The sequence below is a fragment of the Verrucosispora sp. NA02020 genome, assembly GCF_013364215.1.
Classification (GTDB): Bacteria; Actinomycetota; Actinomycetes; order Mycobacteriales; family Micromonosporaceae; genus Micromonospora.
On the sequence record NZ_CP054923.1, the window covers coordinates 3,691,136 to 3,717,812 of the forward strand.

Consider the following 26,677-nt stretch of genomic DNA (forward strand, 5'->3'; position numbering starts at 1 on the left):
TGGTGGCCGGGCGGTGTCGTGTGCCGGGTCTAGGTCTAGTGGCTGGTCAGCGCCGGTCGGTCCGCCTCGAACCGGGCCCGGGTGAGGAAGGCGAGCCGGGCGCGCTTGTCCGGCATGTCGATCTCCTCGGCCAGGGTGAACCCCTCGGCGAGCAGTCGGCGGCGGGCCGCGTCGTTGCGGACGTCGGGCTCGACGACGATGCGGTCCCGGGTCGGGTCCAGGAACAGGAACCGGGCCAGGGCGGCGCCGACCGGACCGGCCAGCGCGCGGGGCAGGCCGGGCGGCGGGGCGAGCAGCAGGTGCATGCCGATGTCGCCGGGGCGTACGGGATAGCGCTCGCCGACCGGGTCGGCCGCCGGCTGGTACGTCTGGAACAGGCCGATCGGCACGTCGTCGATCCGGATCAGGTACGCGTGATGGGTGGTCAGAGCGTCGACGAACTCGTAGATCTCGCGCACCTCGTCGAGGGTGTGCGAACCCATGCCCCAGAACACCGCGCGGGGCTGGGTGACCCAGCCGTGCAGGAGTTCGGCGTCGACCATCGGGTCGACGGTGGTCAGGCTGAGGGTGCCGAGGTCGGCGATCTTCTCCTGGTACATGCTGCCTCGCTTCGGATGGGCCGGGCGGGCGGACCCTCACGCGGTCGGAGCGCCGGGTCCTCGCCACGATCGGCGAGTTAGGTTAACCTAACCTAACTTTCCGGGACGGTAGCAGGAGGCACGGGTGAAGCGGAACTGGGAGTCGCTGGTCCTCAAGGCGATGGGAGGACGGAACTTCCGACTGACCGTCCTGGACTCCGCGCCGGTGAACGAGCGGTACCAACGTCTGCTGGTCGACGGTGGCGGGTTGCTCCAGGAGTGTGAGGTCCACCCGACGATGTGGATCCGGCTCTGGTTCGACAACGACGGACGGGCGCACCAGCGGGCGTACACGCTCGTCGACCCGGACCCGGAAACCGGCCGCTTCCACCTGGAGTTCGCGCTGCACGACGGCGTCGCCGCCCGCTGGGCCGGCGCGGCCCGCCCCGGCGACACCATCGAGGCCACCGTGCACGGCACCGGGTTCGCCCTGCCCGACCCGGCGCCCCGGCACCTCTATCTGGTCGGGGACGCGGCCTCGCTGCCGGCGGTGAACAGCCTGCTGGACAGCGCGCGGGACATCCCGGCGACGGTCTGGATCGAGTACGCCCACGAGGACGAGAAGGAACTGGCCGCCCGCGCCCGTGCACACCACGAGGTGGTGTGGGTGCCGCGCCGCGACGACGGGCGGCACCTGGTCGACACCGTCCGCGACGGGATGAAGGCCAGCGACGGCGGCTACTACTGGGTTGCCTGCGAGGCGGCCACCGCCCGCAGCATCGTCAAGCACATCCGACGCGGTCTCGGCGTGGGCCGCCAGCAGTTGACCGGGGTGGGCTACTGGAACGCCCGGTGAGCGGCGGCCCCGGCGGGTCTGCGCCGGGGCCGCCGTCGGTCAGCTCGTCGGGAAGTTGTCCGGGGTCCGGATGCGCTCGCGCATGAACGCGCCCGAGGTGGTCAGCATGGACGTACCCGTGTAGTTGCTGCCGTTGCAGGTGCCCGGCCGCAACGCCGCACTGCCCTCGGCCTTGTCGGAGAACGTCCAGTTGGCGTACCCGATCTTCAGCCGGTCGAGCAGGTCCAGCCACTGGGTGCTGCTGGCCAGGTCGGCGGCGCCGTCACCGGTGTAGTCCACCAGGCCGAACTCGGTGACGAACAACGGCAGCCGCGCGGCGGCCCGCTCGACCTCGGCCCGGTAGTTGTCCCGGTGCGACGCGGCGTAGAAGTGGAACGCGTACATGACGTTGCTCGCGTTCACCGGGTTGTTGACGATCTCGGTGTGGTTGGAGCCCTCGGAGACGCCCAGCGAGGACCAGCCCCGGGTGCCGACGATGACCACCGCGTCCGGGTCGTTGGCACGGATGACCGGGATGACCTGGTCGGCGTAGTTCTTGATGGTCGACCAGCTCACCCCGTTGGGCTCGTTGGTGATCTCGTAGATCACGTTGTTCTTCGACGCGTGCCGTGCGGACACCGCCGCGAAGAAGGTCTTGGCCCGCTCCAGGTTGTGCATCGGGTCGCCGGGCGTGAGCGTGTGGAAGTCGATCATCGCGTACATGCCCCGCTCGGTGGCCTCCTCGACCAGGGCGTTGACCCGGTTGGTGAAGCCCGCCGGGTCGGTCTCGTACCCGTCCTCCTGCACGTACATGGCGATCCGGAACAGGTCGGCCCGCCAGTCGGTGGCGAGCGCGTCCAGCGAGGCGTCGTTGTAGCAGTTGCCGAACCACTGGAGGCCGTGGCTGCTCATGCCGCGCAACTGGATCGGCCGGCCGTACTGGTTGCAGAGGTTGACCCCGCAGACCCGCAGCTGCCCGTTGACGGCCACCGGGGTCTGCCCGCCGGGCGGTGGGGTGGTCGGTGGCGGCGTGGTCGGCGGGGGAGTGGTCGGCGTGGTCGAGCCGGTGCAGACCGTGCCGTTGAGGGTGTACGAGGTCGGTGCCGGATTGGCGCCGGTGAAGGTGCCGTTGAAGCCGATGGTGGTGCTGGCGCGGGTGGCCAGCGACCCGTTCCAGCTCAGGCTCCGTGCGGTGACCTCGCTGCCGCTCTGACTCCAGGTCGCCGACCAACCCTGCGCCAGGCGCTGGCCGCCGTCCGGGAAACGGAAACCGAGCGTCCACCCGTTGATCGGGTCGCCGACGTTGGTGATGGTCACGCTGGCGGTGAACCCGCCGGACCAGCTGTTCGTCGTGTAGGTCACCGAACAGCCGGGTGCGGCCATCGCGGCGGTCGTGGGCAGGACGGCCAGCGTGCCGAGGGTCAGCGCGCCGACGGCACCGGCCGCGACCAGGAGGCGCCGGGCGCGGCGCGGAGGATGCTTCATGGGAACCGTCGCAATCTGGTCATGGTGGGGTACGGCCCTCCGGCGAGAAAGGACGAAGGCGCGGGAGCGCTCCCACGGCAGCCTACGATGGTCGGAAACACCCGCGCAATATTTAGCGCCGTCGAAGCGAGGTGACGCGGTGACGCCCCGGGAGGCTCTCCCGGGGCGTCACCGTGGACGGTGTCGTGGCGCCGAGCGTCAGAGTTCACCGGCGGCACGTCGCCGGTCGGCCTCGGCGTCGGCGGCGCCGACCGGCGTCGGGTCGGTGTCGCGCTGCGCCCCGGTCAGGTCGATGTCGGCGCCGGCCCGGGCGGCGTCGGCCGCCGCGTCGTCCGCGCCCACCACCTCGCCGGTATCGGGGTCGCCGTCGGTGCGTACGAGATCGCCGGCCGCGGCGAACGCGATCGGCGTGTAGCGGGGCTCGGTCATGTCGTCCTCCTCGTCGCCGGTGTGTCGCTCTGGTACCCGCCACCGGCGCGGCCCACACCGCCGTGTGCGTCCACCCCGGACCAGGAAACGCCATTCCTGAACGCACGATCAGGAGCCTGGAAGGGTTCGTCGATGTCCCGGATCGTTGCCGGATCGTTGCCTCGCTTGCCGTATGGCAAAGATCACGCTGGGTCCCTATGATTGCCCGTTTCCGTGCGGTGGGAAGCGCGAGATTCGCGGACGGCAGCACAGTGGATACCCAGAGTGATTGTTTCCGGTGGGTGACGTGTCCACGGCACGGGACGGTGGCACAGGTGTGCCACCACGATTTGCGCTGCTCACTACCCTGATTCTGATCATCGGTAGTGAGCCTCTCGACTTGACAAGGGTTTCAGATGAGCGACAGCCACTCTCCGTACGGAGGGCAGCCGGACCCGAACGCCGCCCCGTGGGGTAACCCGCCCGGTCCGCCGCCGATGCCGCCCGGCAGTCCGGCGGGCTACCCGATGCCGCCGGGTGCTCCCACGAGCGGGCCGGGCGCCCCCGGCTACCCCACGAGCGGCGCCCCGGGCTACCCCACGAGCGGGCCCGGCGCGCCGGGATATCCCACGAGCGGGCCCGGCGCGCCGGGATATCCCACGAGCGGGCCTGGCGCCCCGGGGTACCCGTCATCGCCGTACGGCGCACCCACGCCCCCTCCTCCGCCCTACGCCGTCCAGGGCCAGCAGAAGTCCGGTAACCGGAACGTCTGGCTCGGCCTCGGCATCGGTGCCGCCGTGATGGCCGTGCTGGTCGCCTGCGGCAGCACCATCGGCTACTTCATGCTCGGTGACGACGACGAGCCCACGCAGATCGCCGCCAGCACCAGCCCCTCGCCCGACGGCGACAACGGCGGCGGCGAAGGCTCGGAGCCCTCGCCGACGCCCGCCGAGCCGGACAACGACGGCGGCAACGGCAACAACAACGCCGTCACGGCCCGCAACTCCAGCGACTTCAACGCGGTGTGCGACGGCAACCCGGTGCTGAACGCCGCGCCGTACAGTTCCCCCAAGGGCGCCAAGGTCTACACCTTCGCCAACAACCCGGACCGCCCCGGTTCCTGGCTGAGCAAGTCGGTCGGCTTCAACAAGCCGTACTACGCCCGGACCTCCGACTGGGCGACCGTCTCGGTCGTCGGCTGCCTCACCTTCGTGCAGGGCAGCGAGGGCGAGCCGCGCAAGTGCCAGTACAAGGACCGCGACGACAAGCAGATCACGGTCGACTACATCTCCTCGCGCTACACCCTGACCTTCCACAACGCCCAGACCGGCGAGAAGGTCGGCGACGGCGGTCGGATCAACGCCCCGGCCGGGCGCTGCCCGAGCTTCATCTCCTACAACCGGGAGACCCTGAAGTCGTACGCCCAGCCGGACAACGGCGCCATCGAGCTGGCCCTGGACAAGTTCACCTCCTGAGCACAGGCGCCTGACCGGCGGGGGCGGGACCGAGAGGTCCCGCCCCCGCCGTCGTCGTACCGGCAGGCGCGAAGCGTGGTGCCGCCAGCGGCGGGAGATCGCCGCCCGTGCGGGCCACCGAGGTACGGGCCCGCGAATGACCGCCGGCCGACCACGGCGTCCCGGCCGAGTCGCCGTGATGTCCGACCCGGCGGCTAGCCTGTCGTCGTGTCGCGACCGTGCGGACGGAAGGGGTCCTGATGGCTGACGCGGACGACGTCCGTCGGTTGGCGCTCGCGCTGCCCCACGTGGTCGAGAACGACAGCGACGGCTTCGACTTCCGGGTGGCCGACAAGGGGTTCGTCTGGTCCTACCCCGAGCGCCGGCCCGGCAAGCCGCGCGTGATCCGCACCGACGTGGCCGTGCTCTTCGTCGGGGACGAGGCCGAGAAGCAGGCCCTGCTGCTCGGCGAGCCCGACCTCTTCTTCACCACCCCCGGCTACGACGGGCTGCCCCTGGTCATGCTGCGCCTGGCGGCGGTGGGGGTCGACCGACTCGCCGAGCTGGTGACCGATGCCTGGCGGATGCGTGCGCCGGAGTCGCTCGCCGTCGACCTCGACGAGGCCGCCCTCCGTTGACCGCCGCCGTCCGCCCGGCGAGGGGCGGCGGGCAGTGTCGGGTTTCCTCCTCGGGGACTGCACGGCGTGAAGGCCCGGTGAAGACTGGACGACAGTCGATGTCCCGGGGGTGCGCGATGTTCGGTCGGTGGCGCAAGCGGAAGGCACCACCGTCGGGTGCGCGACGACCGACGGGTACGCAACGACCGTCAGGTGAGGCGCGACCGTCGGCCGGGCCGGGCCCTGGGCTGGGGCCGGGGATCAGCGTCACCCCACTGCCCACCGAGACGGCGGCTCGGCAGGCCGCCCAGGGCGGGTCACCGGAGGACATGAACCGTCTCGGGATCACCCTCAAGCTCGGCGGCCGGGCGGACGAGGCAGCGCAGTGGTTCCGCAGGGCCGCCGAGGCCGGCAGCACCGACGGGATGGCCAACCTCGCCCTCTATCTGATGGGTCAGGGACGCAACCAGGAGGCCGCCGAGTGGTTCCGCCGGATCGGCGACCCGCTGGGTGAGGCGTTCGCGCGACGGTTGTCGTCGGAGCCCGACAATCCGCCCGACCGGTGACCGGCATCCCCGACGCCTGGGGGACACCGCAGTACCACCTCCTCGTCGGCGCCTGCGGTCAGGCCGAGGCCCACCACGACAGTTACGAGCGCACCGGGTCACTGCGGGACCTGGAGTTCGCCCTCGCCGTCTTCACCGAGGTGCTGAGGGTCGCCCGGAACGTCGACATCCGCAGCACCGCCGCCAACGGTCTCGGGACGGCCCGCTGGTCCCGCTACGAGCGCTTCGGTGACCTGGCCGACCTGGACGCGGCGGTCGGGTTGTTCCGGGACGCGCTGGCGATGTATCCGAACGAGCGCACCCCCGCCACGCCGTCCTTCCACGCCAACCTCGGTGGTGTGCTGCGGTTGCGCTGGCGGCGTACCGGCGTCGAGGCGGACCTGGTCGAGTCGGTGACCCAGGTCCGCGCGGCGCTGGCGGCGACCGGTCCCACCCATCCGCGCCGCGCGGGCCGGCTGACCAACCTCGCCGACGGGCTGCTCACCCTGTCGCTGCGGTACGACGACTCGTCCGCCCTCGCCGAGGCGGTCGAGGTGTCCCGCGAGGCGGTCACGGCGGCCGGGCCCGGTGACGACCTCGCCGGGATGCTCTCCAACCTCGCCGAGATACTGCGGCTGCGGTACCGCTCGACGAACGGCCGGGAGCGGGTCCTGCTGGACGAGGCGGTCGAGCGGGGACGTGAGGCGGTGGCGGCGGCCGGCGACCGACACCCGCTGCGGGCGCGGTTCGAGTCGAACCTCGCGCTCGTCCTGGTCGACCGGTACGCCGCCGGGCGGCACCCGGCCGACCTGGCCGAGGCGGGACGGCTCGCCGAGCACGCGGTGCGAGCCACGCCCGAGGGGCACCCCAACCGGGCGGAGCGGATGCTCGTGCTCGCCGGCATCCGACGGGCGGAGGTGACCCGACTCGCCGCCGAGGTACCCCGTCTCCGGGAGGCCCGCCGGCTCGCCCGTGCCGCCCGGGACGCGGCGGCGGCCGTGCCCGAGGGGCACTACCTGCGGGCCGATGCCCTGCTCGGCGAGGCCGCCGCGTTGACGGTGTGGGCGGTGAGCGGCGAGCCGAAGGCGTACCAGGAGGCCATCACCATCCTCCGGCGGGTGGCGCGGGACCCGACCGCACCGGTCCGCGTACGTGTCGAGGCCGCCCGACGGTGGGCCAACGCCCTCCTCGCCAGCAGCCGGGGACGGGACCTCGCCGGGGCCCGGCAGGCGTACCACCTGGCGGTCGAGCTGTTGCCCCGGACCGCGCCGAGGCGTGTCACGCACGCCGACCGGGAACGGCACCTGGGTGCCTTCGTCGGTCTGGCCCGGGACGCCGCCGCCTGCGCCATCTCGGCCGGTGACCCGCTCGACGCGCTGCGGCTGCTCGAACACGGCCGGGGGGTGCTGCTCGGGCACGCCCTGGACGCCCGGACCGAGCTGACCGAGCTGCGTCGACGGCGTGCCGACCTGGCGGACCGCTTCGAGGCGGTGCGGAACGCGTTCGACCGGCCGGAAGGGATCGGTTTCAGTTCCCTGCCGGACGACCTGACGGTGCCCGGCGAGGACCGGCACGCGCTGGCCCGGGACTGGGACGCGCTGCTGGAGGAGATCCGGGGCGTCGACGATCTCGCCGGGTTCCTGCGCCCGCCCCCCGTCGACGACCTGCTCGCCGAGATCGCCCGGCGAGGTCCCGTGGTGGTGCTCAACATCAGTGGGCTGCGGTGCGACGCCCTGGTGCTCGCCGGGGGCGGGGTGCGGGTGGTACCGCTGCGGCTGAGTCTCGACCAGGTGGTCGACCGGGCCCGGCGGCTGCGCGCGGCCGTCACCCGCACCAACCGGCCGAGCCTGCCCGCTCCACTGCGCGAGGAGGCCCGGTCCACGGTCGCCGAGACCCTGGACTGGCTCTGGGCCACCGTCGCCGCGCCGGTGCTCGACGTGCTCGCGCCGCCGTCCGGCTCGCGGCTGTGGTGGGTGCCGACCGGGCCGCTGACCAGCCTCCCGCTGCACGCCGCCGGGCCGGCGGACGGACCGGGCGTGCTGGACCGGGTCGTCTCCTCGTATGCCCCGACGGTGCGCAGCCTGGTCACCGCCTGGCGATCCCGTCCGGCGGCCCGGACGGCCGTGCCGCTGGTGGTGGCCCTGCCGCAGACGCCGGGACTGGGCGACCTGCCGAACGTGCCGACCGAGGTGCGGATGCTGACCGCCCGGTATCCGGGCAGCGCGGTGCTCCTGGGTGCGCGCGCGGTCCGGCGGTCCGTGCTCGACGCGTTGCCCCGGCACCCGTGGCTGCACTTCGCCGGTCACGCGGTCAGTGCCGCCGACGGGAGCGCGGACGGGCATCTCGTCCTGCACGACCACGCCGCCGCCCCGCTGACCGTCGCCGACATCGCGCGGCTGCGGCTGACGCGTGCCGAGATCGCCTACCTGTCGGCGTGCGACACCGGGGTCTCCCACGAGGACCTGAACGACGAGGCGCTGCACGTGGCCGGTGCCTGCCACATCGCCGGGTTCCGGCACGTGGTCGGCACCGCGTGGGCGATCGACGACGCCGTCGCGCCCGGCGTCGCGGCCGACTTCTACGCCCGGTTGAGCGGGGCCGACGACGCCGCGTCGGCCCTGCACCAGGCGGTGCGTACGCTGCGCGCCGCGCAACCGGACCGGCCCGCGCTCTGGGCGCCCTTCCTGCACGTCGGTCCGTGACACGATGGTCGATGTGACCGATCGACGTGACGACACCGACCGGGGTGCCACCGAACTCCTCATCGGCGCGCTGGCCGGGTCCACCCTGCTGCCGTTCGTCCAGGCGCTGGCCACGAAGGCGGGGGAGGACGTCTACCAGCTGATCCGGGACAGACTGTCCCGCCGGGCTCGCCGCGACGTGCAGGACGAGATCCGCACCGAGGGCACCGTCACGCTCACCGCTGCCGCCGCGCGGGTGGTGCTGCGGCTGCCGGAACAGGTCACGTCCGAGATGGCACTGCGGTTGGAGAACCTCCCGCTGCCGCCGTACCGGCCCGGCTGGTTGCTCCTGTCGTGGGACGCGACCCAGCGCCGATGGATCACGACCGCGCTGTCCGGGCCGCCGGAGAACGCCACCAGTCTCGACCCCTGACCGTCCGCGCGGCGCGGGTCCACCACCGGCCGGGAACCCGGGTCCGGCTTTTCGATCTTGTTGGTGCCGTGTGACATGGTGGCGGCATGGAACCGCAGGTGGATGCCGAGCGCCGCGCTCTGCCCGAACCCGTCCGGGTCGCCCTGCGGGTGCTGCGCGACTACCGGCCGACCTTCGCCCGGGTACGCGCCCTGGTGCGCAGCATGGTCACCTCGTTCCTGGTGCTCAGCACGACGTTCTGGCTGCTGCCCGGCGTCACCATCAGCGGCCTGGTCGGCCTGCTCTGGCTGGTGGCCCTGGTCACCGGCGTCGGGGCGGTGCTGCGGCCGGTGCTGCTGGCCCTGGCCACCGCGCTCGGCGGACTCGGTGCGTTGACCATCGGCGTGGGCGTCCAGGCCGTCGTCATGTACGTGGCACTGCAACTGGCCCCCGAGGCGCACGTCGCCGGGTTCGCCGTCGCGTTCGCCGCCGCCTGGCTCGCCGTGGCGCTGGCCGCCGTGGTCAACTGGCTCGCCGACGCCGGCACCGACGACACCTTCGTCAGCGAGATGCTGCGGCTGATGAGCCGGGTCCGGCGCTCCACCGACCGTGATGGTCGCCGCTGGTGGCGCTGGCGCCGCAGCGGCCCGGCCCGGCGGGACACGCCCGGCGAGGTCCCGGCCGAGGGCCTGCTCGTCATCCAGCTCGACGGGGTGGCCGCCCCGGTGCTGCAGTGGGCGGTCCGCGCCGGCAACCTGCCCACCATGGGCCGGTGGCTGCGATCACGCAGCCACCGGATGACCCGCTGGCACACCGGGCTGCCGGCCACCACGCCCGCCGCCCAGGCCGGCCTGCTGCACGGCGAGTTCGGTCGGGTGCCGGCCTACCGCTGGTACGAGAAGGCACCAGCCGGCCCCGACGGGACCGTGCCGCCCGGGCGGCTCGTGGTGACCAGTCGTCCCCGCGACGCGGCCGAGGTCGAGCGGCGGATCTCCACCGGCCGGGGGCTGCTGCGCGACGGTGGGGTGAGCATCAGCACCGCCTTCTCCGGCGACGCCCCCACCACCCTGTTGACGGTCAGCCACGCCGGGTTGCCCGGCCGCTCCACGCCCGGCTATGCGGCGTTCATGACCAGCCCGTACGGCTTCGCCCGAACGGTGGTGCTCGGTGCCGGGCAGGTGCTGCGGGAACTGCACGCCGCCCGGCGGCGACGGGTGCGCGGCGTACAGCCCCGGGCCGACCGGGGCGGCTCCTACCTGGCGTTGCGTCCGCTGGCCAGCCTGCTCAGCGATCTCAACGTGTCGCTCATCGCCGAGCAGATGGCCCGGGGCGCCCCCGTCGTCTTCTGCGACTTCGTCGACTACGACGAGGTGGCCCACCACGCCGGCCCGGCCCGGCCGGAGGCGATGGCGGCGCTGGAGTCGCTCGACCACACCCTCGGCATCCTGCAACGGCTGGCCGCCGAGGCGACGCGGCGCTATCACATCGTGGTGCTCAGCGACCACGGCCAGAGCCAGGGCGCGACGTTCCGCCAGCGGTACGGCGAGACCCTGACCCAGGTGGTGTCCCGACTGGTCGCCCCGGGCGTCGACGAGCCCGCGCCGGCACCGCGCCGACGCCCACGTGGGCCTGGCCGGGACGCGGCGCTCGCCGGTGGCGAGCACGAGACCACCCGCAACGCCGAGGAGCAGGCCCGGGTCGACACCCTGCTCAGCGAGGTGTCCGGCCGCAGCGGCGTGACCGCCACCGCGACCCGGATGGCGGTACGTGCCCGGCCGGAGGCGGCCCGTGGCCCGCACCCGACGCACGAGCAGGCTGCCGCGTCGGGGCGTACCGAACCGGAGACCGTGGTGGTGGCCTCCGGGAATCTGGCGATGGTCTATCTGACCCGGCATCCGGGGCGGCTCACCCGCGAGCGCCTCGACGAGGTGACGCCGGGGCTGGTGGCGGGTCTGGCCGCGCATCCCGGCGTCGGCGTGGTCGTCGTCGACTCGGCCGCCGGAGCGCTGGCGGTCGGCCGGTCCGGGACCCACCGGCTGACCGACGGGCACGTCGAGGGCGACGACCCGCTGCTGCCGTACGGGCCGAGGGCCCGGCACGACCTGCTGCGGCACCAGGGCATCGACCACGTCGGTGACCTGGTGCTGATCAGCTCCGTGGACCCCGGCCTGGAAGAGGTGACCGCCTTCGAGGAGCTGGTCGGCAGCCACGGCGGCCTGGGCGGTTGGCAGAACGACGCGCTGCTGGTGCATCCCGCCGACTGGCCGCAGGAGGGCGAGCTGGTCGGCCCGGACGCGGTGCACCGCCAGTTGCTCGACTGGCTGTCCCGGCTCGGCCTGCGCAGCCCCGACGAGCCCGACGACCCGGCGCACGGGGTGGGCGACGCACCGACCCGGTCCGGCATGGCGGAGGGGCCCGCCGGAACGGCGGCGGGGTCCGACGCGGGGGACAGGCTCGCTCCGGCGGGCCGGCCGGGTCAGCCGACCCCCCGACCGCGTCCGGGGGAGACCGGAGTGCGGTTACCGGCTATGGCGTCGCCGGTGGATGAGCCGGCTCGGGCCGGCGTCGCCCCAGCAGGCTCCACCCCTGAGTGACCAGCAGGACCAGCACGATCGCGGCGAGCACGCTCTGCCACGGCTCGGGGAAGATGGCCCGGCCGAGCACGCCGATCATCGCGTAGAGGGCCGACCAGAGCAGGACGGCGGGCAGGTTCGCCACCGCGAACCGCCGCCAGGTCATCCCGGCCATCGCCGCGGCCAGCAGCACCGGCAACCGGCCGCCGGGCACGAGCCGGGAGACCAAAAGCATCGGGACACCGCCCTCGCGTACCCGTGCCGACAGCCGGTCCAGCCGTTGCGGCCCGCGCAGCCAGCGCAGTCGCCGGGCGATGCGTTCGCCGCCCCAGCCGAGCACCGCGAAGACCACCAGATCACCGAGGTACGCGCCGAGCGCCCCGGCGAACACGACCAGGAGCACGGTCACCGGGTCCTGGTGGGCGGCGAGGGCGGCGGCACCGCTGACCGCCGCCCCGGTGGGCACCACCGGGACGACCGCGCCGAACATCACCACCAGCGTGAGCCACGCCAGCGTGCCGAGGGCCGCCGTCATGCGCCGGGCACGGTGAGGGACTCACCCGGCTGGAGGACGCGTACCCGGGTGTCGGGGGAGATCCGTCGCGCGTGCCGGGCGAAGTCGTCGCCCGGCTGGAAGAACCGGTCCGGCCGGACCCGGTCGCACCCGATCGGCCAGAAGGTGCCGTAGTGGATCGGTACGGCCCACGCTGCCGCCACCCGCCGGGCGGTCTCGGCCGCGCCCTCCGGGTCGAGGTGGCCCGGGCCGAGTGTGGGTCCCCACCCGCCGACCGGGATCAGCGCCAGGTCGAGGGGGCCGAGCGAGTCCATCTCGGCGAAGAAGCCGGTGTCCCCGGCGAACCAGGTCCGCGCCCGCCCCTCGACGAGGTAGCCGATGGCCGGTGCCTGGTGCCGCGACCAGGGGCCGCGTCCGGCGGGGTGGGCGGCGGGCACGGCGGTGACGGTGACCTCGCCGATCGTGGTCGCCTCGCCGGGGGCCAACTCGGTGTACCGGTCGGCGGTCGCGCCCAGGCCCCGCCGCACCAGCGGCGCGGCCCCGGCCGGGAGGACGAGCCGCGTGTCCGGGGGCAGCCGGCGCAGCGACGCGAGGTCCAGGTGGTCGGCGTGCAGGTGCGAGACGAGTACGGCGTCCGGTGCGGCCGACAACCGGGGAGTGGGTCCCCGTCGCCGCCGCAGGTGGGCGAGCCGGTCGCGGAGCAGCGGGTCGGTGAGCAGTCGGGTGCCGGAGTCCTCGATCCACACGGTGCTGTGACCGTGCCAGGTCAGCTCGACCACACCGTCACCCACCCCGCCCTCGACACGCCTGCCACCGTAACGGGTGCAGGTCTGCACCCCCTCGGCGGCCGTGGTGCGGGGCGGTGCCGGGCTCCCGCCCGACGCGCCAAGAGATAGATGCTCATCCTTGTCTGTGTGATCGCTCACATGTTAGCGTTCGCATCGGTGGTGATGGTGAGCACGCCCTCTGCGGCTCTCCGGCGGGCAGCCGAGGAATTGATGTTGTCGCTAACACCGCCTCGGTCACGGTCGACCGGCACCGCTCGTCCCGCCGTTCCCGTCCCCGTACGGCTGGTCCGGCGAGCGCGCCACCACCGGAACAGGAGTCCGTTGTGAGCTTCGTGTCCGCGCTGCCGCGCAGCGCCAGAGCCAGACGTGGGATCGCCTGGCTGACGGTTCCCTTGATGATGGTGATCTTCTTCGCCGCTCCGGCGAAGGCGGACAATCCGCTCGTGCAGCACGTCTACACGGCCGACCCGGCGCCACTGGTGCACAACGGCCGGGTCTACCTCTACACCGGACGCGACGAGGACGGCTCGACCTACTTCACCATGCGGGAGTGGCGGGTCTTCTCCTCGGCCGACATGGTGAACTGGACCGACCACGGGTCCCCGATGAACCTGGGGACGTTCGCCTGGGCCGACGCCAACGCGTGGGCCGGGCACGTGGTCCCCCGCAACGGCCAGTTCTACTGGTACGTGCCGGTGCGGCAACGCTCCAACGGGCAGATGGTGATCGGTGTCGGCGTCTCCAGCTCGCCGACCGGGCCGTTCCGCGACGCGTTGGGTCGGCCGCTGGTCGGCAACAACGAGATCGACCCGCACGCCTTCATCGACGACAACGGTCAGGCGTATCTCTACTGGGGCAACCCGAACCTGTGGTACGTCCGGCTGAACTCGGACATGATCTCGTTCTCCGGCAGCCCGACCCAGATCCCGCTGACCACGGCCGGCTTCGGCACTCGCACCGGCAACGCGAGCCGACCCACCCTCTACGAGGAGGGGCCGTGGGTCTACAAGCGCAACGGCGTCTACTACAACGTCTTCGCCGCCGAGTGCTGCTCGGAATTCATCGGCTACTCCACCGCCCCCGGCCCGACCGGCCCGTGGACCTATCGGGGCACCGTCATGCCGAGGCAGGGCAGCAGCTTCACCAACCACCCCGGCATCATCGACTTCGCCGGGAACTCGTACTTCTTCTACCACAACGGCGCGCTGCCGGGCGGCGGCGGTTACACCAGGTCGGTGGCGGTGGAACGCTTCACCTACAACGCCGACGGGTCGATCCCGACGATGAACATGACCACCGCCGGGCCGCCCCAGGTGGGCACGCTCAACCCGTACGTGACGCAGGAGGCCGAGACCATCGACTGGGCCAACGGCATCGAGACCGAGGTGTCCAGCGAGGGTGGGATGAACGTCGGGTTCATCGAGAACGGCGACTGGATCCGGGTCAAGGGCGTCGCGTTCGGCACCGGCGCCTCGTCCTTCACCGCCCGGGTGGCCTCGGGCACCAGCGGCGGGACCATCGAGTTGCGGCTGGACAGCAGCACCGGCCCGCTGGTCGGGACCTGTGCCGTGCCGGGCACCGGGGGTTGGCAGAACTGGGCGAACACCACCTGCAACGTCAGCGGCGCCACCGGCACCCGCGACCTGTACCTGCGCTTCACCGGCGGCAGCGGCTACCTGTTCAACATGAACAACTGGCGTTTCACCGGCGGCACCGGCACCGGCGGCAACCTGGTCACCAACGGCGACATGGAGAGCGGCACGACCGGCTGGACGGTCTTCGGCGCCGGCACGCTGGCGTCGAACACCAGCGTGGTCCGGGGCGGCACGCGCTCGCTGCTGCACTCGGGGCGTACCGCGTCGTGGAACGGCCCCAGCCAGGACGTGACGTCGAAGCTGACCAACGGCCGCACGTACACCACGACGCTCTGGGTGCGGTCGCAGAGCGGCACCCCGTCGGTGCGCCCGACGCTGGCGGTGACCGCCGACGGCACCACGAACTACGTGCAGCTCACCCCGGCGGCGACGGTGAACGCGAACGGTTGGACCCAGCTCACCGGCACCGCCACGGTGTCGTGGAGCGGCAGTCTGACCGGTGCCCGCCTCTATGTCGAGACGGCAGCGGGCACCGACGGCCTGTACCTGGACGACGTGTCGTTCCAGTGAGCCGCACGCCGTGGGCCCGGCCGCCGACCGGGCCCACGGTAGTGCCTCTCAGCGGGCGTCGAGCCGGGCGAGCAGGGTCTTGGGCGCCACCACCCGGTACCCGTCCTCGACGACCTCGGCGAGTTCGGTCTCGTCCACACCGGTGTCGAGGCGTACGCCCACCCAGCCCCGATGCCCCACATAGGGCGGACGGAAGTAGGTCTGCGGGGCGGACGCGATCAGCTCCTCTGCCGAGCCCGGTGGCGCGGCGCACCACAGGTGCGGGAAGTCGTTCTGGTGATGGCCGTCCGGCCACACCTGGGCGAAGGACTTCTTGCCCCGGATGAACCAGGCCGGCGTGCCGTGGCTCGGGCGTTCGGTGACCTCGGGCAGGTCCAGGCAGACCCTTCGGATGGTCGCCACCAAGTCGGTCATCGATACACCGTACGGCACCCGGAGGCCGGGACCGGCGAACGCCTCGCGACCCGCACCAGCGGGCCGATGCCCCGCCGGCAGCCCGCGCCGTGCTCGACAGACTTTGGGACCCCGGACCGGATCCGCCCCGGCCGACTACTGCCCTGCGAGGGGGGAACCACTCGGAGAGCAGCGACGTGACTCCGGCCGGTGAGCGACAAGTGGACGGGTGACGCGGACGCGGACGGGTGAGGCGGCGCGGGGAGCGGCCGGAGCCTCAGCGACCCGGCGCGGGCCCGGTGATCTGGTGGTGCAGCCGGTCGAGCCGGTCGAGCACGTCGAGCATCATGATCCGGAGCGAGGCGGTGTCCGCGTCCCGGTCCGTGGTCACCCGGCCGAAGGTCGCACCGTAGTAGAGCGCGGACAGGACGGCGGGGGTGACCACCTCGGTGACCCCCACGTCCCGCAGTACCGCACCGGCGGTGCCGTCATCGGTGGTCAGCCCGAGCAGCAGGTGGCTGCCGGCGATGGTGGCGGACCCGTGTGCGGCGGCCTGGGTGGCGGCCGTGGTCAACGTCGTGCGGGCGCCGGTGCCCAACGTGGGTGGCGTCGCCCCGCCGTTCCGTCGCGAGGCGCGGGACCGGCCCGGCCGACGGCCGACGGCTCCGTCGATCGCGGCCTGGATCGAGGCGGCCGAGAAGCCGAGCAGCTCGACGGCGTTCAGCACCAGGCTCTCGCCCTCGTCGAGGAACGCCTGGAGCAGGTCGACCGGTTCGACGAGCGCCGCCCCGCGAGCCGCCGCGACGTCGTACGCCTGGCGCAGGATCGCCGCGACGTGGTGGTTGGGCGGCGGTGCCAGGTCGACCGGCTCGGGCAGCGCGAGGTCGGCGACCGCGTCGTGCGCGGCCCGGTCGACGCCGTCGAGCGCCTGGGCAAGCGCGGCCTGGCAGATCCGCGAGACCGGCAACCGGGCCTGGCGTACCCGCTCGGCGAGCGCGTCGGGCAGGTACACGTTGATTTTGGGCATGTGGGTCCTGTCGGGGCGGGAGTGGGGCGGGAACGGGGCCGCAGTCGGGGTGTGGTCGGGGCTGGGGTGCAGGTCACAGCGTCCACCGGCTTGATCTCCTGCAAATCCTAGGGGCATACTAGGGTTATGCCAACGCCGCTGACCGCCCGCCGCGCGGTCGACTACGGTCGCACCGGCAGCGCGCTCTGTCCCTGCCGCTGACCCGGCCGCAGATCGCCGAGGGCCCGCGCCACGGCATTCCCCCACCCCACGCACCGGTACACGCACGCGTCCGACCTCGGACGCTGCCTTCGCCTGCCCGCCGCACGGTGCGTCGACCGGCACCCCGACAACGACAAGGCAGTGACGTCATGACTGAGCACATCCCCACCCCCTCGGCACTGCGGGACGCACCCTTCGGTGCCGACGAACTGGCCGCCGCCCGGACCGACCTCACCACCGGCATCAACCGGATCTTCGCCGCCTCGGCGATGTCCGCCAGCGGACACGGCAACATCAGCGTCCGGCTGCCGGGCCACCACGACCTGCTCGCGATCAACGCCGGTGAGCTGCTGCGCCCGTGGCCCGCCGACGACCTGCGCGTCGGCGTACCCGCTCTGCGGACCGTCAACGACGAGGTCGTCGTGGTGAACCTCGACGGCGAGGTGCTGTTCGGCACGCCCAGCCCGTCGGTGGCCGCCATCCTCACCATGCACGTCGGCGTCTACCGCACCCGCCCGGACGTGGCCGCCGTCATCCACACCCACTCGCCCTACGCCACCAGCTACGCCCTCGCCTCGACCAGCCTGCCCGCCCGGTACGAGGCGTTGCTGGTGCACGGCCAGGCCGTCGACGTCCCGGTCGCACCCTGGGCACCGCGTGGCACCGCCGACGCGGTACGCGCCATCGCCGACACCTACCGGGCCCACCCCGACACCTACGGCGTCCTGCTCGGCAACCACGGCCTGCTCGTCGCCGGGGACGACGCGAAGCACGCGGCGAGCCTGGTGGTGGCGATCGAGGAGGCGGCCGTGTCGAGCGTCGGCGCCCAGCCGCTCGGCGGGCCGGTGCCCTTCCCGGAGCACGTCCGCGACCTCGACCTGCGTCTGCGCTTCTGACCGACCCCGTTCACCCCCTGAGAATCGAGACAGAGCATGTTCCGTACCACCCGGACCCTCCGGCACGTACCCGCCACACCCGCCCTTCGTCGCGGCCTGGCCGGCGTCCTCGCCGCCACGCTGCTGACCAGCGCCCTCGCGGCCTGCTCCGCCGCCGACGACTCCGCCGACGCGGCCAGCGGCACGGACGGCCTGACCACGGTCCGGCTGGCCTCCGCGCCGCTCGGACACCTCGCCCCGATCTACCTCGCCCAGGACAACGGGATCTTTGCCAGGCACGGCCTGCGGGTCGAGGTGGACACCCAGACCTCCGACCTGACCTCGGTGCCGTCGGTGCTGGCCGGCAAGGTGGACTTCGCCACCGGCGACCTCACCACGCTGATCGTGGCGCGTACCCAGGGGCTGGACGTCAAGGCGGTGGTGCCCGCGTCGGCGTCGACCGGCAAGGCCGGTGCGGACTACGGCGCGCTCGTGGTGGCCGGCGACTCCGGCATCACCAGCCCCAAGCAGCTCGAAGGCAAGACGGTGGCGGTGAACATCCTGACCAACATCGCGGCGGCTGCCGCCCGCGAGGCGGTCCGCACCGCCGGTGGCGACTCCGACTCGGTGAAGCTGGTCGAGATCCCGTTCCCGCAGGTCCCGGCCGCGATCAGTGAGGGCCGGGTGGACGGCGCCTGGGTGGTCGAGCCGTTCCTGTCGGCGGCCAAGGCGCAGGGCGCGGTGCCGATCGGCTGGGGCTTCACCGACCTGGCCGAGGACCTCACCGTCTCCGCCTGGTACACCTCGGGCACCTACATCGGGCAGCGCCCGGAGGTCGTCTCGGCCTTCCGCGACGCGATCCGGGAGGCGTACGCGTACGCCCGCGAGCACGAGGAGGAGGTGCGCGCGAAGATCCCCACCTTCACCCAGATCAGCCCCGAGGTGGCGAACAGCATCACCATCACCGGCTGGCGGGACGAGGTGAGCCGGCAGGCCGCCGAGAAGCTGGCCGGGTACGCCCAACGCGACGGTCTGATCAGCACCACGCCGAACCTCGACGAGCTGATCCTGCCGTGACCACGAGCAGCCGCGTGCCGGCCCCCACCCGGGGGTCGGCCGGCGGCCCGGTCGCCGGTCGCCGGCTGCTCGGCGTGGTCGGGCTGCTGGTCGCGGCGGCCGGGTACGAGGCGGTGACCCGCACGTTCTTCTCGCCGCTGCACGTGCCACCGCTCTCCGCCGTCGCCCCGGAGGCGCTCCGCCTGCTCACCGAGGCCCGGTTCTGGACGGCGACCGGCCGCACCCTGCTGGCCGTCGCGTCCGGCCTGGTGATCGCCGTGGTGGCCGGGATCGTCGTCGGTTTCGCCATCGGCTCGGTCCCGTGGCTGTTGCGGGTCACCTCGTCCACCCTGGACTTCCTGCGCCCGGTCCCGTCGATCGTGTTGATCCCGGTGCTGGTCCTGGTGCTGGACGTCGCCCAGATCACCGTCCTGCTCGTCGCCGTCTCGTGCTTCTGGATCGTGCTGTTCCAGGTGTTGTACGGGCTGCGCGACGTGGACCGGGTGGCCGTGGACACCGCCCGCAGCCTGCGACTGGGCCCGCTGGCCCGGGTCGTCCACGTCACCTGGCCGTCGGTGCTGCCGTACCTCGGCACCGCGCTGCGGTTGATCGTCTCGGTGGCGCTCGCGCTGGCCGTCACCGGCGGACTGGTGATGGGCGCCGCCGGTCTCGGCGAGCTGATCTGGCGCAGCCAGGAGTCCGGCGAGTTCACCGGCATGTACGCGCTGGTGCTGCTGACCGGCGGGGTGGGGATCCTGCTCGACCTGGGCGCCCGCCTGGCCGAACGCCGGCTGCTGCACTGGCACGTGGCGACCCGGCGGGAGGTGGCGACCGGATGACCGGCCCACGATCCGTCCCGCTGCGTACCGGCCTGGCCCGGGGGGCCTCCGCCGTCGGATTCGCGCTGGGGCTGCCGGTGCTGCTGTTCACCCTCTGGTGGGTGCTCAGCGCGGACAGCACCACCATCTTCCTGCCGCCGCTGCGCCGCATCGTCGAGGCGTTCGGTCAGGTCTGGCTCTCCGACGTCTTCGTCCGCGACGTGGTGCCGAGCCTGCGTCGGCTCGCCACCGGCTACGCCGCAGCGCTGGTGATCGGCGTCGGCGTCGGCTACGTGGTCGGCCGCTGGTCGGTGGTACGCGCACTGACCGGCCCGATCCTCGCCTACTTCCGGGTGCTCCCGGCACCGGTGATGATCCCGGTGCTGCTGGTCGCGGTCGGCATCGGCGACGCCACGAAACTGATCGTCATCGTGCTGGGCGCGGTCTGGCCGATCCTGCTGAACACCGCCGACGGCGTACGGGCCGTGGACCAGGTCCACCTGGAGACCGCCGCCGCGTACCGGCTGCCGGGCTGGACCCGGCACGGCCTGATCCTGCGTGCCGCGAGCCCGCAGGTCTTCGCCGGTGCCCGCCAGGCGCTGGGCATCTCGCTCATCGTCATGGTGGTCAGCGAGATGCTGATGAGCACCGACGGCCTCGGTTTCACCGTGATCCGGTTCCAGCGCACCTTCGCCATCCCGCAGATGTGGAGCGGCGTACTCCTGCTCGGCCTGCTCGGCTTCGCCCTGGCGAAGGTCTTCGAGCTGGTCGAGCGGCGTGCCCTGCGGTGGCACCGAGGCGCCACCGGACGAGAGGAGTCATCGTGACAGTCGGACCCGACCTGCTGCGGATCGTCGCGCTGGGCAAGTCGTACCGGGCCCGGGAACGCACCGTGGACGCCCTGGCCGGGGTGAGCCTCACGGTCGGCGACGGCGAGTTCGTCACCGTCGTCGGGCCGTCCGGCTGCGGCAAGACCACGCTGCTGAAGATCGTCGCCGGGCTGCTGCCCGCCTCGACCGGCGAGGTGTACCTGGCCGGGCAGCGGGTGACCGAGCCGCCGGCCGACCTGGGCGTGGTCTTCCAGGAGTACGGCCGCAGCCTGTTCGCCTGGAAGACGGTGCAGCAGAACGTCGAGCTGCCGCTACGGCACCGGGGCATCGGTCGCGCCGCACGCCGGGAGGCGGTCGCCGAGGCGCTCGACGCGGTCGGGCTGGGCCAGACGGCACGGGCGTACCCGTGGCAGCTCTCCGGCGGCATGCAGCAACGGGTCGCCATCGCCCGCGCGATCGCGTACCGGCCCCGGCTGCTGTTGATGGACGAGCCCTTCTCCGCGGTCGACGCCCAGACCCGCGGTGAACTGGAGGATCTGCTGGCCACGCTCTGGCGGCGGTACGCGATGACCGTCCTGTTCGTCACGCACGACATCGACGAGGCGGTGTACCTCGGCCAGCGGGTCGTCGTCCTCGGTGCCGCCCCGACCGGCGTCGTCGCCGAGTTCCCGGTCGATCTGCCGGCGGACCGCGACCAGCTCGGCACCCGCTCCTCGGCCCGCTTCGGCGAACTGCGTGCCCAGGTCTACGCGCGGGTCCGCCGCGCACCCGAACCCGAAACCCCGCGAGCAGAGGTGACCCGATGAGCGAGCAGTCCCCGGAGACCGCACCACGCTGGCAGGACACCGGCGGCGGAGAGGGCCCGCTCTGGTCCTTCCCCGTCGGCGAGGTGGAGGTCTTCCCGATCCGCGAGGTCGACTACCTCCCGCTCCCGACGGACTTCTTCCCGCAACTGGAGACCGAGTCCTGGACCGACGACGCCTTCTACACCGCCGAGCCCTTCACCCGCGACGGGCGGATCGTGCTCAACCAGGAGGCCCACCTGCTCCGGACCAGGGATCGGCTGATCCTGGTCGACGCCGGTGGCGGCAACGGCAAACCCCGCAACGGCGGTGTCTTCGACCGCGCCGACCGGCCGTTCCTGGAGCAGTTCGCCCGCGCCGGGGTCAGCCTCGACGACGTCGACACGGTGGTCTTCACCCACCTGCACGTCGACCACGTCGGCTTCGCCACCAGCGCCGACGGCTCCGGTGGCTGGGTGCCGACCTTCCCGAACGCCCGCTACCTGGTGGTCCGGGAGGAGTTCGACTGGTGGACCGGCCCGCAGGGCGCGGCGGCGATGCGGCGCACCGGCGACTACCTGGCGGACAGCATCCTGCCGCTGCGCGACGCCGGTGTGCTCGACCTGGTGCCGGCCGACCACGTGCTGACGCCGGAGATCCACCTCGTGCCCGCGTTCGGGCACACCCCCGGCAACGTCTATCTGGTGGTCGAGTCCGCCGGCCGACGTGCCCTGTTCGCCGGGGACATGCTGCACCACGGGGTGCAGTTGGAGCGTCCCGAGTGGAGCATCCGGTACTGCGTGGTGCCGGGGGACTCCGCCGACCAGCGTCGCCGCCTGCTGGAACGGGCCGCCGACTCCGGGGACCTGCTGGTGCCGACGCACTTCCCGTTCCCCGCCGCCGGGTACGTGCACCGGGCCGAGCGCGGCTTCACGTACACCTTCATCGAGGTCTGATGCCGCCGCTGTTCGTCGCCGACTTCCACACCCACCACGCCTGTCCGGCCCATCCGGCGCTGCCGCCCCGGCACGCCGCGCCGGAGCTGGCCGAGCGCTGGCGCGGGCTGGCCCGCCGGATCGCCGACCTGGAGGGGCTGCTGGCCGACACCGGCCGGCACGGCATCGACCTGCGGGTGCTCAGCGCGCCACCGGCGCTGGTGACCCCGCACGGCGAACGCACCCGTCCGGACGACCTGCGGCGGCTCAACGACCACCTCGCCGAGGCGGTGGCGAGCGCACCGGACCGCCTCCGGGGTCTGGCCACCGTCGACGCCTTCGCCGGTGAGCCGGCGGCCGACGAGGCGGTACGCGCCGTACGGGACCTCGGGTTGTCCGGGCTGGTCGTGGACTGCGCCACCGACGGGCTTCTGCTCGGCGCGAAGGCCGCCCGCCCCACCCTGGTCGTCGCGGCGGAACTCGGCGTACCCGTCTTCGCGCACCCGATCAGCCCGGTGGCGATGACCACCGCCTTCGCCGGTCTCGGCCGGTTCGGCACCTCGCTGGCCCGGGGCACCATCAACGCCGCCGCGTTGCTGTCGCTGCTGGTCGACGGCGTGCTGGCCGACCTGCCGGGGCTGCACGTGGTCTTCCCGATGCTCGGGGTCGCGGGCCTGTCCCTGGCCGCCGCCACCGACGGGGGAGAGGTCCTGACATCGGCGGCGCCCGCGTCGCAGCGCGCGCACGTCTATCTCGACACGATGGGGTTCGCGCCGGCCGCGATCAGGTTCGCCACCGACCTGCTCGGTGCCGACCACGTGCTGGTCGGTGGGGACTGGCCGATCGGTGCGCGTGCCACCAGCCGCGTACGGGTCGAGTCGGCGCTGGCGCTGGCGGGACTGGACGAGACCGACACCCGGCTCGTCGCCGGCGGCAACGCGCTGCGTCTGCTCGACGGCTGACGACGGCGACGCGGCAGGGTTGCCCCTTCGGTCGCGTCGGGCGGGTCAGCTCACGGTCGCGCGGCCCAGGTAGCCGGTCACCACCGCGACGATCTCGCCGGTCAGTTCCGGCTCGCTGATCCGGTCCGGCTGCTGTGCGACGAAGCGGTGCACCAGCGACTCGACGACCGCGACCACGACTCGGGCGCTGCGCTCCGGGTCGGCCGGTGTCAGGTCGGGATCCCGCCGCAGCAACGATTCGACGGCGGCAGCCGCCTCACGCTCGGCCTCGTGGAAGCGGGCCAGCAGGTCGGGCGGGCGCGGTGACTCCTCGAACAGCACCCGGTGCAGGCGCGGGTCGCGGGTGTGCAGCTCGGCGCAGGCGCCGACCACCGCCGGGAGCCACCGGTCCACCGGGACGGGGCCGTCAGGGAGACCGGCGAGGCTGACCCGGACCGCCTGGGCGGTCTCGTCGACGTGTTCCAGCGCCAGGGTCAGCAGGATCGAGTCCTTGTTCGGGAAGTACTGGTACAGCGAACCCACCGAGAGTCGGGCCTCGGCGGCGATCCGGTCGGTGGTGCCGGCGGCGTGGCCGTACTCGGCGAAAACGCGAGCCGCCGCGTCGAGGATGCGCCGACGGGTCTGCCAGGCGCGCTGCTGCCGGGGCGTCTTCCTGGGCTGATGCGGTGCGGGCCGGGGTGGCACCGGGCGACTCCAAACGCGAGTAAACAAAGCGAGGTATTCCTCATATCATAGCCATGAGCAGGTAAAACGATGAAAGGTGGAGTGTGGAATCCGGTCGGCGTACGTACCAGGAGGTCACCCGGTGGCTCGACTACCAGCGCTTCTATCCCACATGGCTGCGCAGCGACGTCGACGACGCCCCGGCCGAGGAGTGGTGGCGCTGGCGGGGGCTGGACGTGCACCTGGACCGGCTCGCCGCACCGGATGCCCCGGTGAAGCTCCTCCTGCTGCACGGCGCCGGTGGGTACGGGCGGATGCTCGCCCCGTACGCGCGGATGCTGGCCCATCTCGCCCCGGTGGAGGTGCTCGCCCCGGACCTGCCCGGTTACGGACTGACCCGCGGTGACCGACCGGTGGCGTACCCGGAGTGGATCGACTGCGTCGCCGACCTCGTGGCGGCGGAACAGGCCCGCGACGGCCGTCCCGTCTTCCTCCTCGGCGCCAGCATGGGCGGCATGCTGGCGTACTCGGTCGCCGCCACCGTCGACGTCGCCGGCCTGGTCGTCACCTGCCTGCTGGACCCGCGTGACGTCACCGCGCGGATGCGGATGACCCGTCTGCCGGCCATTGGCCGCGTCACGCCGTCCCTGCTCGGCCCGGCCCGGCCGCTCGACGCCTGGCGGGTGCCGATGCGCTGGATCGCGAACATGGGCGCGATGAGCAACGACCCGGCCCTCACCGCGCTGGTCGCCACCGATCCCTCCGGCGGCGGCAACCGGGTCGCACTCCGCTTCCTGCGGACCTTCCTCACCTCCGCCCCGCCGGTGGAGCCGGAGGCGTTCACCGCCTGCCCGGTGCTCATGACGCACCCGGCGGACGACCGCTGGACGCCGGTCGCGCTCAGCCGTGCCTTCTTCGACCGCATCGCCGCCGACAAGCGGCTCGTGCTGCTGGAGCGGGCCGGACACCTGCCCGTCGAGGAACCGGGACTGACCCAGTTGGGGCAGGCCGTCAGCGACTTCGTCAGCTGACCGTCGACGCTGACGGCGGGTGGGTCAGCGCGGCACGACACCGTTCTGGTATGCCCAGACCACCGTCTGCAACCGGTCCCGTACGCCGATCTTGGCCATCGCCCGGCCGAGGTGCGACTTGACGGTGCTGGTCTCGATGAACAGCTCGGCGGCGATCTCCACGTTCGACAGACCCTGGGCGAGCAACCCGACGATCTCGGCCTCCCGTGCGGTGAGCTGGTGCGCGGCCACCGCGTCGGTGCGCGGTGCGGCGGTGCGGCGGGCGAACTCGGTGATCACCCGGCGGGTGACCGCCTGGTCGACGAGGCCGTACCCGCCGGCCAGGCGGCGTACCGCCTCGATCAGCTCGTCGGGTTCGCAGTCCTTGAGGATGAACCCGCTGGCACCGGACTCCAGCGCGCCGAAGACGTACTCGTCGAGGTCGAACGTGGTCACCACGAGCACGGCGGGCGGCGTCTCGGTGGCCTCGGCGACGATCCGGCGGGTGGCGGTGAGCCCGTCGCCGCCGGGCATCCGGACGTCCATGCAGATGACGTCCGGCCGGTGCCGGCGGGCCAGGTCGACCGCCGCGTCGCCGTTCGACGCCTCGGCCACCACCTCGATGTCCCCGGCCTGCTCCAGGATCACCCGGAATCCCATCCGCACCACCGCCTGGTCGTCCACGAGCATCACCCTGATCACGCCGGGTCCCCCTTCGCGGTCGCCGTCGCCGAGCGCGCGGCCTCCGGTGCGGTCGGCAGGCTCACGGTGACCGACCAGCCGCCGTCGGCGGTCGGCCCGGCGGTGAACTCGGCACCGATGAGCTGGGCGCGTTCCCGCATGCCCACCAGGCCCACGCCGCCGGTGGTGCGGGCCGCCGGCTCGGGCCGTCGAGGCGGCGGATCGTTGCGTACCTCGAGCGTCACCCGGCGGTCCAGGTAGCGCAGGGCCACCCGGACCGGGGCGCCGGGGGCGTGCTGGCGGGCGTTGGAGAGCGACTCCTGCGCCACCCGGTAGAGCGCCACGTCGGCGATCGGCGGCACCTCGCGCGGCTGCCCCTCGCGGACGAACCCGACCGGGCCGCCGAGGTCACCGGCGGTGCGGACGAGGTCGTCGAGGACGGCCAGGCCGGGCACCGGGACCGTGCCGTCGCCCGCGTCCGCCCCGGTCCGTCCGCGCAGCACCCCCACCACCAGCCGCAGGTTGTCCAGGGTCTGCTTGCCCTGGGCTCGGATCCAGGCCACCCCGGCACGGGCCGCCGCCGGATCGCGGTCGATCAGCCGCTCCACCGCCGCCGCCTGCACCACCATGCCGGAGAGGTGGTGGGCGGCCACGTCGTGCAGCTCCCGCGCCATCCGGGACCGCTCCGCGCCGATCGCCGCCTGCACGCCTGCCCGCTGTGCCCGGACCGCCTCGTCGGCGCGTACCTTGACCAGCTCGACGTAGCGCCGGTAGGTGGCGACGTAACCGCCGACGAAGGCCGCGCCGAGGTAGGTCAGGGCACTGGCGGTGAAGCTGCCGAGCACGGCGAGCAGGACGTCGGGGACGGCGAGGACGGCGGTGGTGACCACCGCCCCCGCCGTCTCCACCAGCGTGGCGGCCCCCGCGATCAGCAGCGCCGTCCGGACCGGCCGCAGCGTGCCGACGGTGTACGCGGCGACGAACGGTGCGATGCCCCGGATTGACATCTCCGGCAGGGACAGCCCGACGATCGCCAGTTGCAGGGCGACGACCAGGGCGAGACAGAGCCGTGGACGCACCCGGCGCAGGCAGAGCAGCATCGCCTGCACGCCGCAGAGCCCGAGCACCGGCCAGGCCCGCTCCGGGTCGACGGAGAGCCCCTCCGCCGGTGCGACGATCCAGAGCAGCAGCGCCAGCAGCAGCAGGGTGAGCACGGTGACCGCCGCCGCGAACAGGCCGTCCCGGGCGAAGCGGCCGGTCACGCCGAGTCGGGTGAGCTGCTCGTCGAGCCGCCTGGTCAGCCGGGGCGACCGGGGCGTCGCCTCGATCTGCGGATCAGGGTGGGTGCTCATGCGGTGGACATCCTTGCTCCGGTCCGTCCCGGATCGA

26 protein-coding genes are annotated in these 26,677 nt (G+C 73.0%); 16 read left to right on the forward strand and 10 right to left on the reverse strand.

Annotated features, from left to right (window positions below):
• Positions 1 to 35: 35 nt before the first annotated feature.
• Positions 36 to 599, reverse strand: coding sequence for a GNAT family N-acetyltransferase (locus HUT12_RS15975; protein WP_176093879.1), 564 nt, complete (start codon positions 597 to 599; stop codon positions 36 to 38).
• 124 nt (positions 600 to 723) lie between these two features.
• Here HUT12_RS15975 and HUT12_RS15980 point away from each other — a divergent pair, with 124 nt between their 5' ends.
• On the forward strand, positions 724 to 1,434 hold the full coding sequence (locus tag HUT12_RS15980; protein WP_131057408.1) for a siderophore-interacting protein: 711 nt from the start codon (positions 724 to 726) through the stop codon (positions 1,432 to 1,434).
• 39 nt (positions 1,435 to 1,473) lie between these two features.
• On the opposite strand, the gene HUT12_RS15985 is transcribed toward HUT12_RS15980, so the two are convergent.
• A complete protein-coding gene (locus HUT12_RS15985; protein ID WP_176093880.1) occupies positions 1,474 to 2,898 on the reverse strand; it encodes a cellulase family glycosylhydrolase in 1,425 nt (474 codons plus the stop codon).
• A gap of 198 nt (positions 2,899 to 3,096) precedes the next feature.
• Positions 3,097 to 3,327, reverse strand: a complete 231-nt coding sequence (locus HUT12_RS15990; RefSeq protein WP_176093881.1) for a hypothetical protein — start codon at positions 3,325 to 3,327, stop codon at positions 3,097 to 3,099.
• A gap of 776 nt (positions 3,328 to 4,103) precedes the next feature.
• On the opposite strand from HUT12_RS15990, the gene HUT12_RS32840 reads away from it, so the two are divergent.
• From HUT12_RS32840 to HUT12_RS16020, 6 genes are all read left to right on the forward strand, one after another.
• On the forward strand, positions 4,104 to 4,781 hold the full coding sequence (locus tag HUT12_RS32840; protein WP_236145627.1) for a hypothetical protein: 678 nt from the start codon (positions 4,104 to 4,106) through the stop codon (positions 4,779 to 4,781).
• 239 nt (positions 4,782 to 5,020) lie between these two features.
• The gene (locus HUT12_RS16000; RefSeq protein ID WP_176093882.1) at positions 5,021 to 5,398 is read left to right on the forward strand and encodes an MmcQ/YjbR family DNA-binding protein; all 378 of its coding nucleotides are present in this window, start codon (positions 5,021 to 5,023) and stop codon (positions 5,396 to 5,398) included.
• A 308-nt stretch (positions 5,399 to 5,706) separates the two neighbouring features.
• A complete protein-coding gene (locus tag HUT12_RS16005) occupies positions 5,707 to 5,943 on the forward strand; it encodes a tetratricopeptide repeat protein (RefSeq protein WP_176093883.1) in 237 nt (78 codons plus the stop codon).
• Positions 5,940 to 8,624: a CHAT domain-containing protein gene (locus HUT12_RS16010; RefSeq protein WP_217706008.1), complete on the forward strand. Its 2,685-nt coding sequence runs from the start codon at positions 5,940 to 5,942 to the stop codon at positions 8,622 to 8,624. Before HUT12_RS16005 ends, HUT12_RS16010 begins: the two co-directional genes overlap by 4 nt.
• A 13-nt stretch (positions 8,625 to 8,637) precedes the next feature.
• Positions 8,638 to 9,036, forward strand: a complete 399-nt coding sequence (locus HUT12_RS16015) for a hypothetical protein (protein ID WP_131052128.1) — start codon at positions 8,638 to 8,640, stop codon at positions 9,034 to 9,036.
• 86 nt (positions 9,037 to 9,122) lie between these two features.
• Positions 9,123 to 11,609 carry a phage holin family protein gene (locus HUT12_RS16020; RefSeq protein WP_254876842.1) on the forward strand — a complete coding sequence of 829 codons (2,487 nt, stop codon included), beginning with the start codon at positions 9,123 to 9,125 and terminating at the stop codon, positions 11,607 to 11,609.
• Here HUT12_RS16020 and HUT12_RS16025 read toward each other — a convergent pair.
• On the reverse strand, positions 11,542 to 12,123 hold the full coding sequence (locus HUT12_RS16025) for a DedA family protein (protein WP_131052129.1): 582 nt from the start codon (positions 12,121 to 12,123) through the stop codon (positions 11,542 to 11,544). The genes HUT12_RS16020 and HUT12_RS16025 overlap by 68 nt on opposite strands.
• Entirely contained in the window at positions 12,120 to 12,893 is a 774-nt protein-coding gene (locus tag HUT12_RS16030) for an MBL fold metallo-hydrolase (RefSeq protein WP_236145629.1), read from the reverse strand. Before HUT12_RS16030 ends, HUT12_RS16025 begins: the two co-directional genes overlap by 4 nt.
• A 392-nt stretch (positions 12,894 to 13,285) precedes the next feature.
• On the opposite strand from HUT12_RS16030, the gene HUT12_RS16035 reads away from it, so the two are divergent.
• Positions 13,286 to 15,055, forward strand: a complete 1,770-nt coding sequence (locus tag HUT12_RS16035) for a family 43 glycosylhydrolase (RefSeq protein ID WP_131052130.1) — start codon at positions 13,286 to 13,288, stop codon at positions 15,053 to 15,055.
• 48 nt (positions 15,056 to 15,103) lie between these two features.
• On the opposite strand, the gene HUT12_RS16040 is transcribed toward HUT12_RS16035, so the two are convergent.
• Both HUT12_RS16040 and HUT12_RS16045 read right to left on the reverse strand, forming a co-directional pair.
• Entirely contained in the window at positions 15,104 to 15,469 is a 366-nt protein-coding gene (locus HUT12_RS16040) for an MmcQ/YjbR family DNA-binding protein (RefSeq protein ID WP_131052131.1), read from the reverse strand.
• A gap of 256 nt (positions 15,470 to 15,725) precedes the next feature.
• Entirely contained in the window at positions 15,726 to 16,475 is a 750-nt protein-coding gene (locus HUT12_RS16045; RefSeq protein WP_176093884.1) for a Clp protease N-terminal domain-containing protein, read from the reverse strand.
• 350 nt (positions 16,476 to 16,825) lie between these two features.
• Here HUT12_RS16045 and HUT12_RS16050 point away from each other — a divergent pair, with 350 nt between their 5' ends.
• Genes HUT12_RS16050 through HUT12_RS16080 form a run of 7 tightly spaced genes read left to right on the forward strand, consistent with a single transcriptional unit; the run spans position 16,826 to position 22,934 of the window.
• A complete protein-coding gene (locus tag HUT12_RS16050) occupies positions 16,826 to 17,572 on the forward strand; it encodes a class II aldolase/adducin family protein (RefSeq protein WP_176093885.1) in 747 nt (248 codons plus the stop codon).
• A gap of 36 nt (positions 17,573 to 17,608) precedes the next feature.
• The gene (locus HUT12_RS16055; protein ID WP_176093886.1) at positions 17,609 to 18,628 is read left to right on the forward strand and encodes an ABC transporter substrate-binding protein; all 1,020 of its coding nucleotides are present in this window, start codon (positions 17,609 to 17,611) and stop codon (positions 18,626 to 18,628) included.
• Positions 18,625 to 19,446: an ABC transporter permease gene (locus HUT12_RS16060; protein WP_176093887.1), complete on the forward strand. Its 822-nt coding sequence runs from the start codon at positions 18,625 to 18,627 to the stop codon at positions 19,444 to 19,446. The genes HUT12_RS16055 and HUT12_RS16060 overlap by 4 nt, the downstream gene beginning before the upstream one ends.
• On the forward strand, positions 19,443 to 20,252 hold the full coding sequence (locus HUT12_RS16065) for an ABC transporter permease (protein WP_131052135.1): 810 nt from the start codon (positions 19,443 to 19,445) through the stop codon (positions 20,250 to 20,252). Before HUT12_RS16060 ends, HUT12_RS16065 begins: the two co-directional genes overlap by 4 nt.
• Positions 20,249 to 21,061, forward strand: coding sequence for an ABC transporter ATP-binding protein (locus tag HUT12_RS16070; protein WP_254876843.1), 813 nt, complete (start codon positions 20,249 to 20,251; stop codon positions 21,059 to 21,061). The genes HUT12_RS16065 and HUT12_RS16070 overlap by 4 nt, the downstream gene beginning before the upstream one ends.
• Positions 21,058 to 21,993, forward strand: coding sequence for an MBL fold metallo-hydrolase (locus HUT12_RS16075; RefSeq protein WP_176093888.1), 936 nt, complete (start codon positions 21,058 to 21,060; stop codon positions 21,991 to 21,993). Before HUT12_RS16070 ends, HUT12_RS16075 begins: the two co-directional genes overlap by 4 nt.
• Complete coding sequence (locus tag HUT12_RS16080) at positions 21,993 to 22,934, forward strand: amidohydrolase family protein (RefSeq protein WP_176093889.1); 942 nt, start codon at positions 21,993 to 21,995, stop codon at positions 22,932 to 22,934. The genes HUT12_RS16075 and HUT12_RS16080 overlap by 1 nt, the downstream gene beginning before the upstream one ends.
• A 45-nt stretch (positions 22,935 to 22,979) precedes the next feature.
• Here HUT12_RS16080 and HUT12_RS16085 read toward each other — a convergent pair whose 3' ends face one another.
• Entirely contained in the window at positions 22,980 to 23,618 is a 639-nt protein-coding gene (locus tag HUT12_RS16085) for a TetR/AcrR family transcriptional regulator (RefSeq protein ID WP_161594917.1), read from the reverse strand.
• 83 nt (positions 23,619 to 23,701) lie between these two features.
• On the opposite strand from HUT12_RS16085, the gene HUT12_RS16090 reads away from it, so the two are divergent.
• The gene (locus HUT12_RS16090; RefSeq protein ID WP_176093890.1) at positions 23,702 to 24,628 is read left to right on the forward strand and encodes an alpha/beta hydrolase; all 927 of its coding nucleotides are present in this window, start codon (positions 23,702 to 23,704) and stop codon (positions 24,626 to 24,628) included.
• A gap of 24 nt (positions 24,629 to 24,652) precedes the next feature.
• Here HUT12_RS16090 and HUT12_RS16095 read toward each other — a convergent pair whose 3' ends face one another.
• Positions 24,653 to 25,297, reverse strand: a complete 645-nt coding sequence (locus HUT12_RS16095; protein WP_217706088.1) for a response regulator transcription factor — start codon at positions 25,295 to 25,297, stop codon at positions 24,653 to 24,655.
• 8 nt (positions 25,298 to 25,305) lie between these two features.
• The gene (locus tag HUT12_RS16100; RefSeq protein WP_176093892.1) at positions 25,306 to 26,640 is read right to left on the reverse strand and encodes a sensor histidine kinase; all 1,335 of its coding nucleotides are present in this window, start codon (positions 26,638 to 26,640) and stop codon (positions 25,306 to 25,308) included.
• Positions 26,641 to 26,677: the final 37 nt, after the last annotated feature.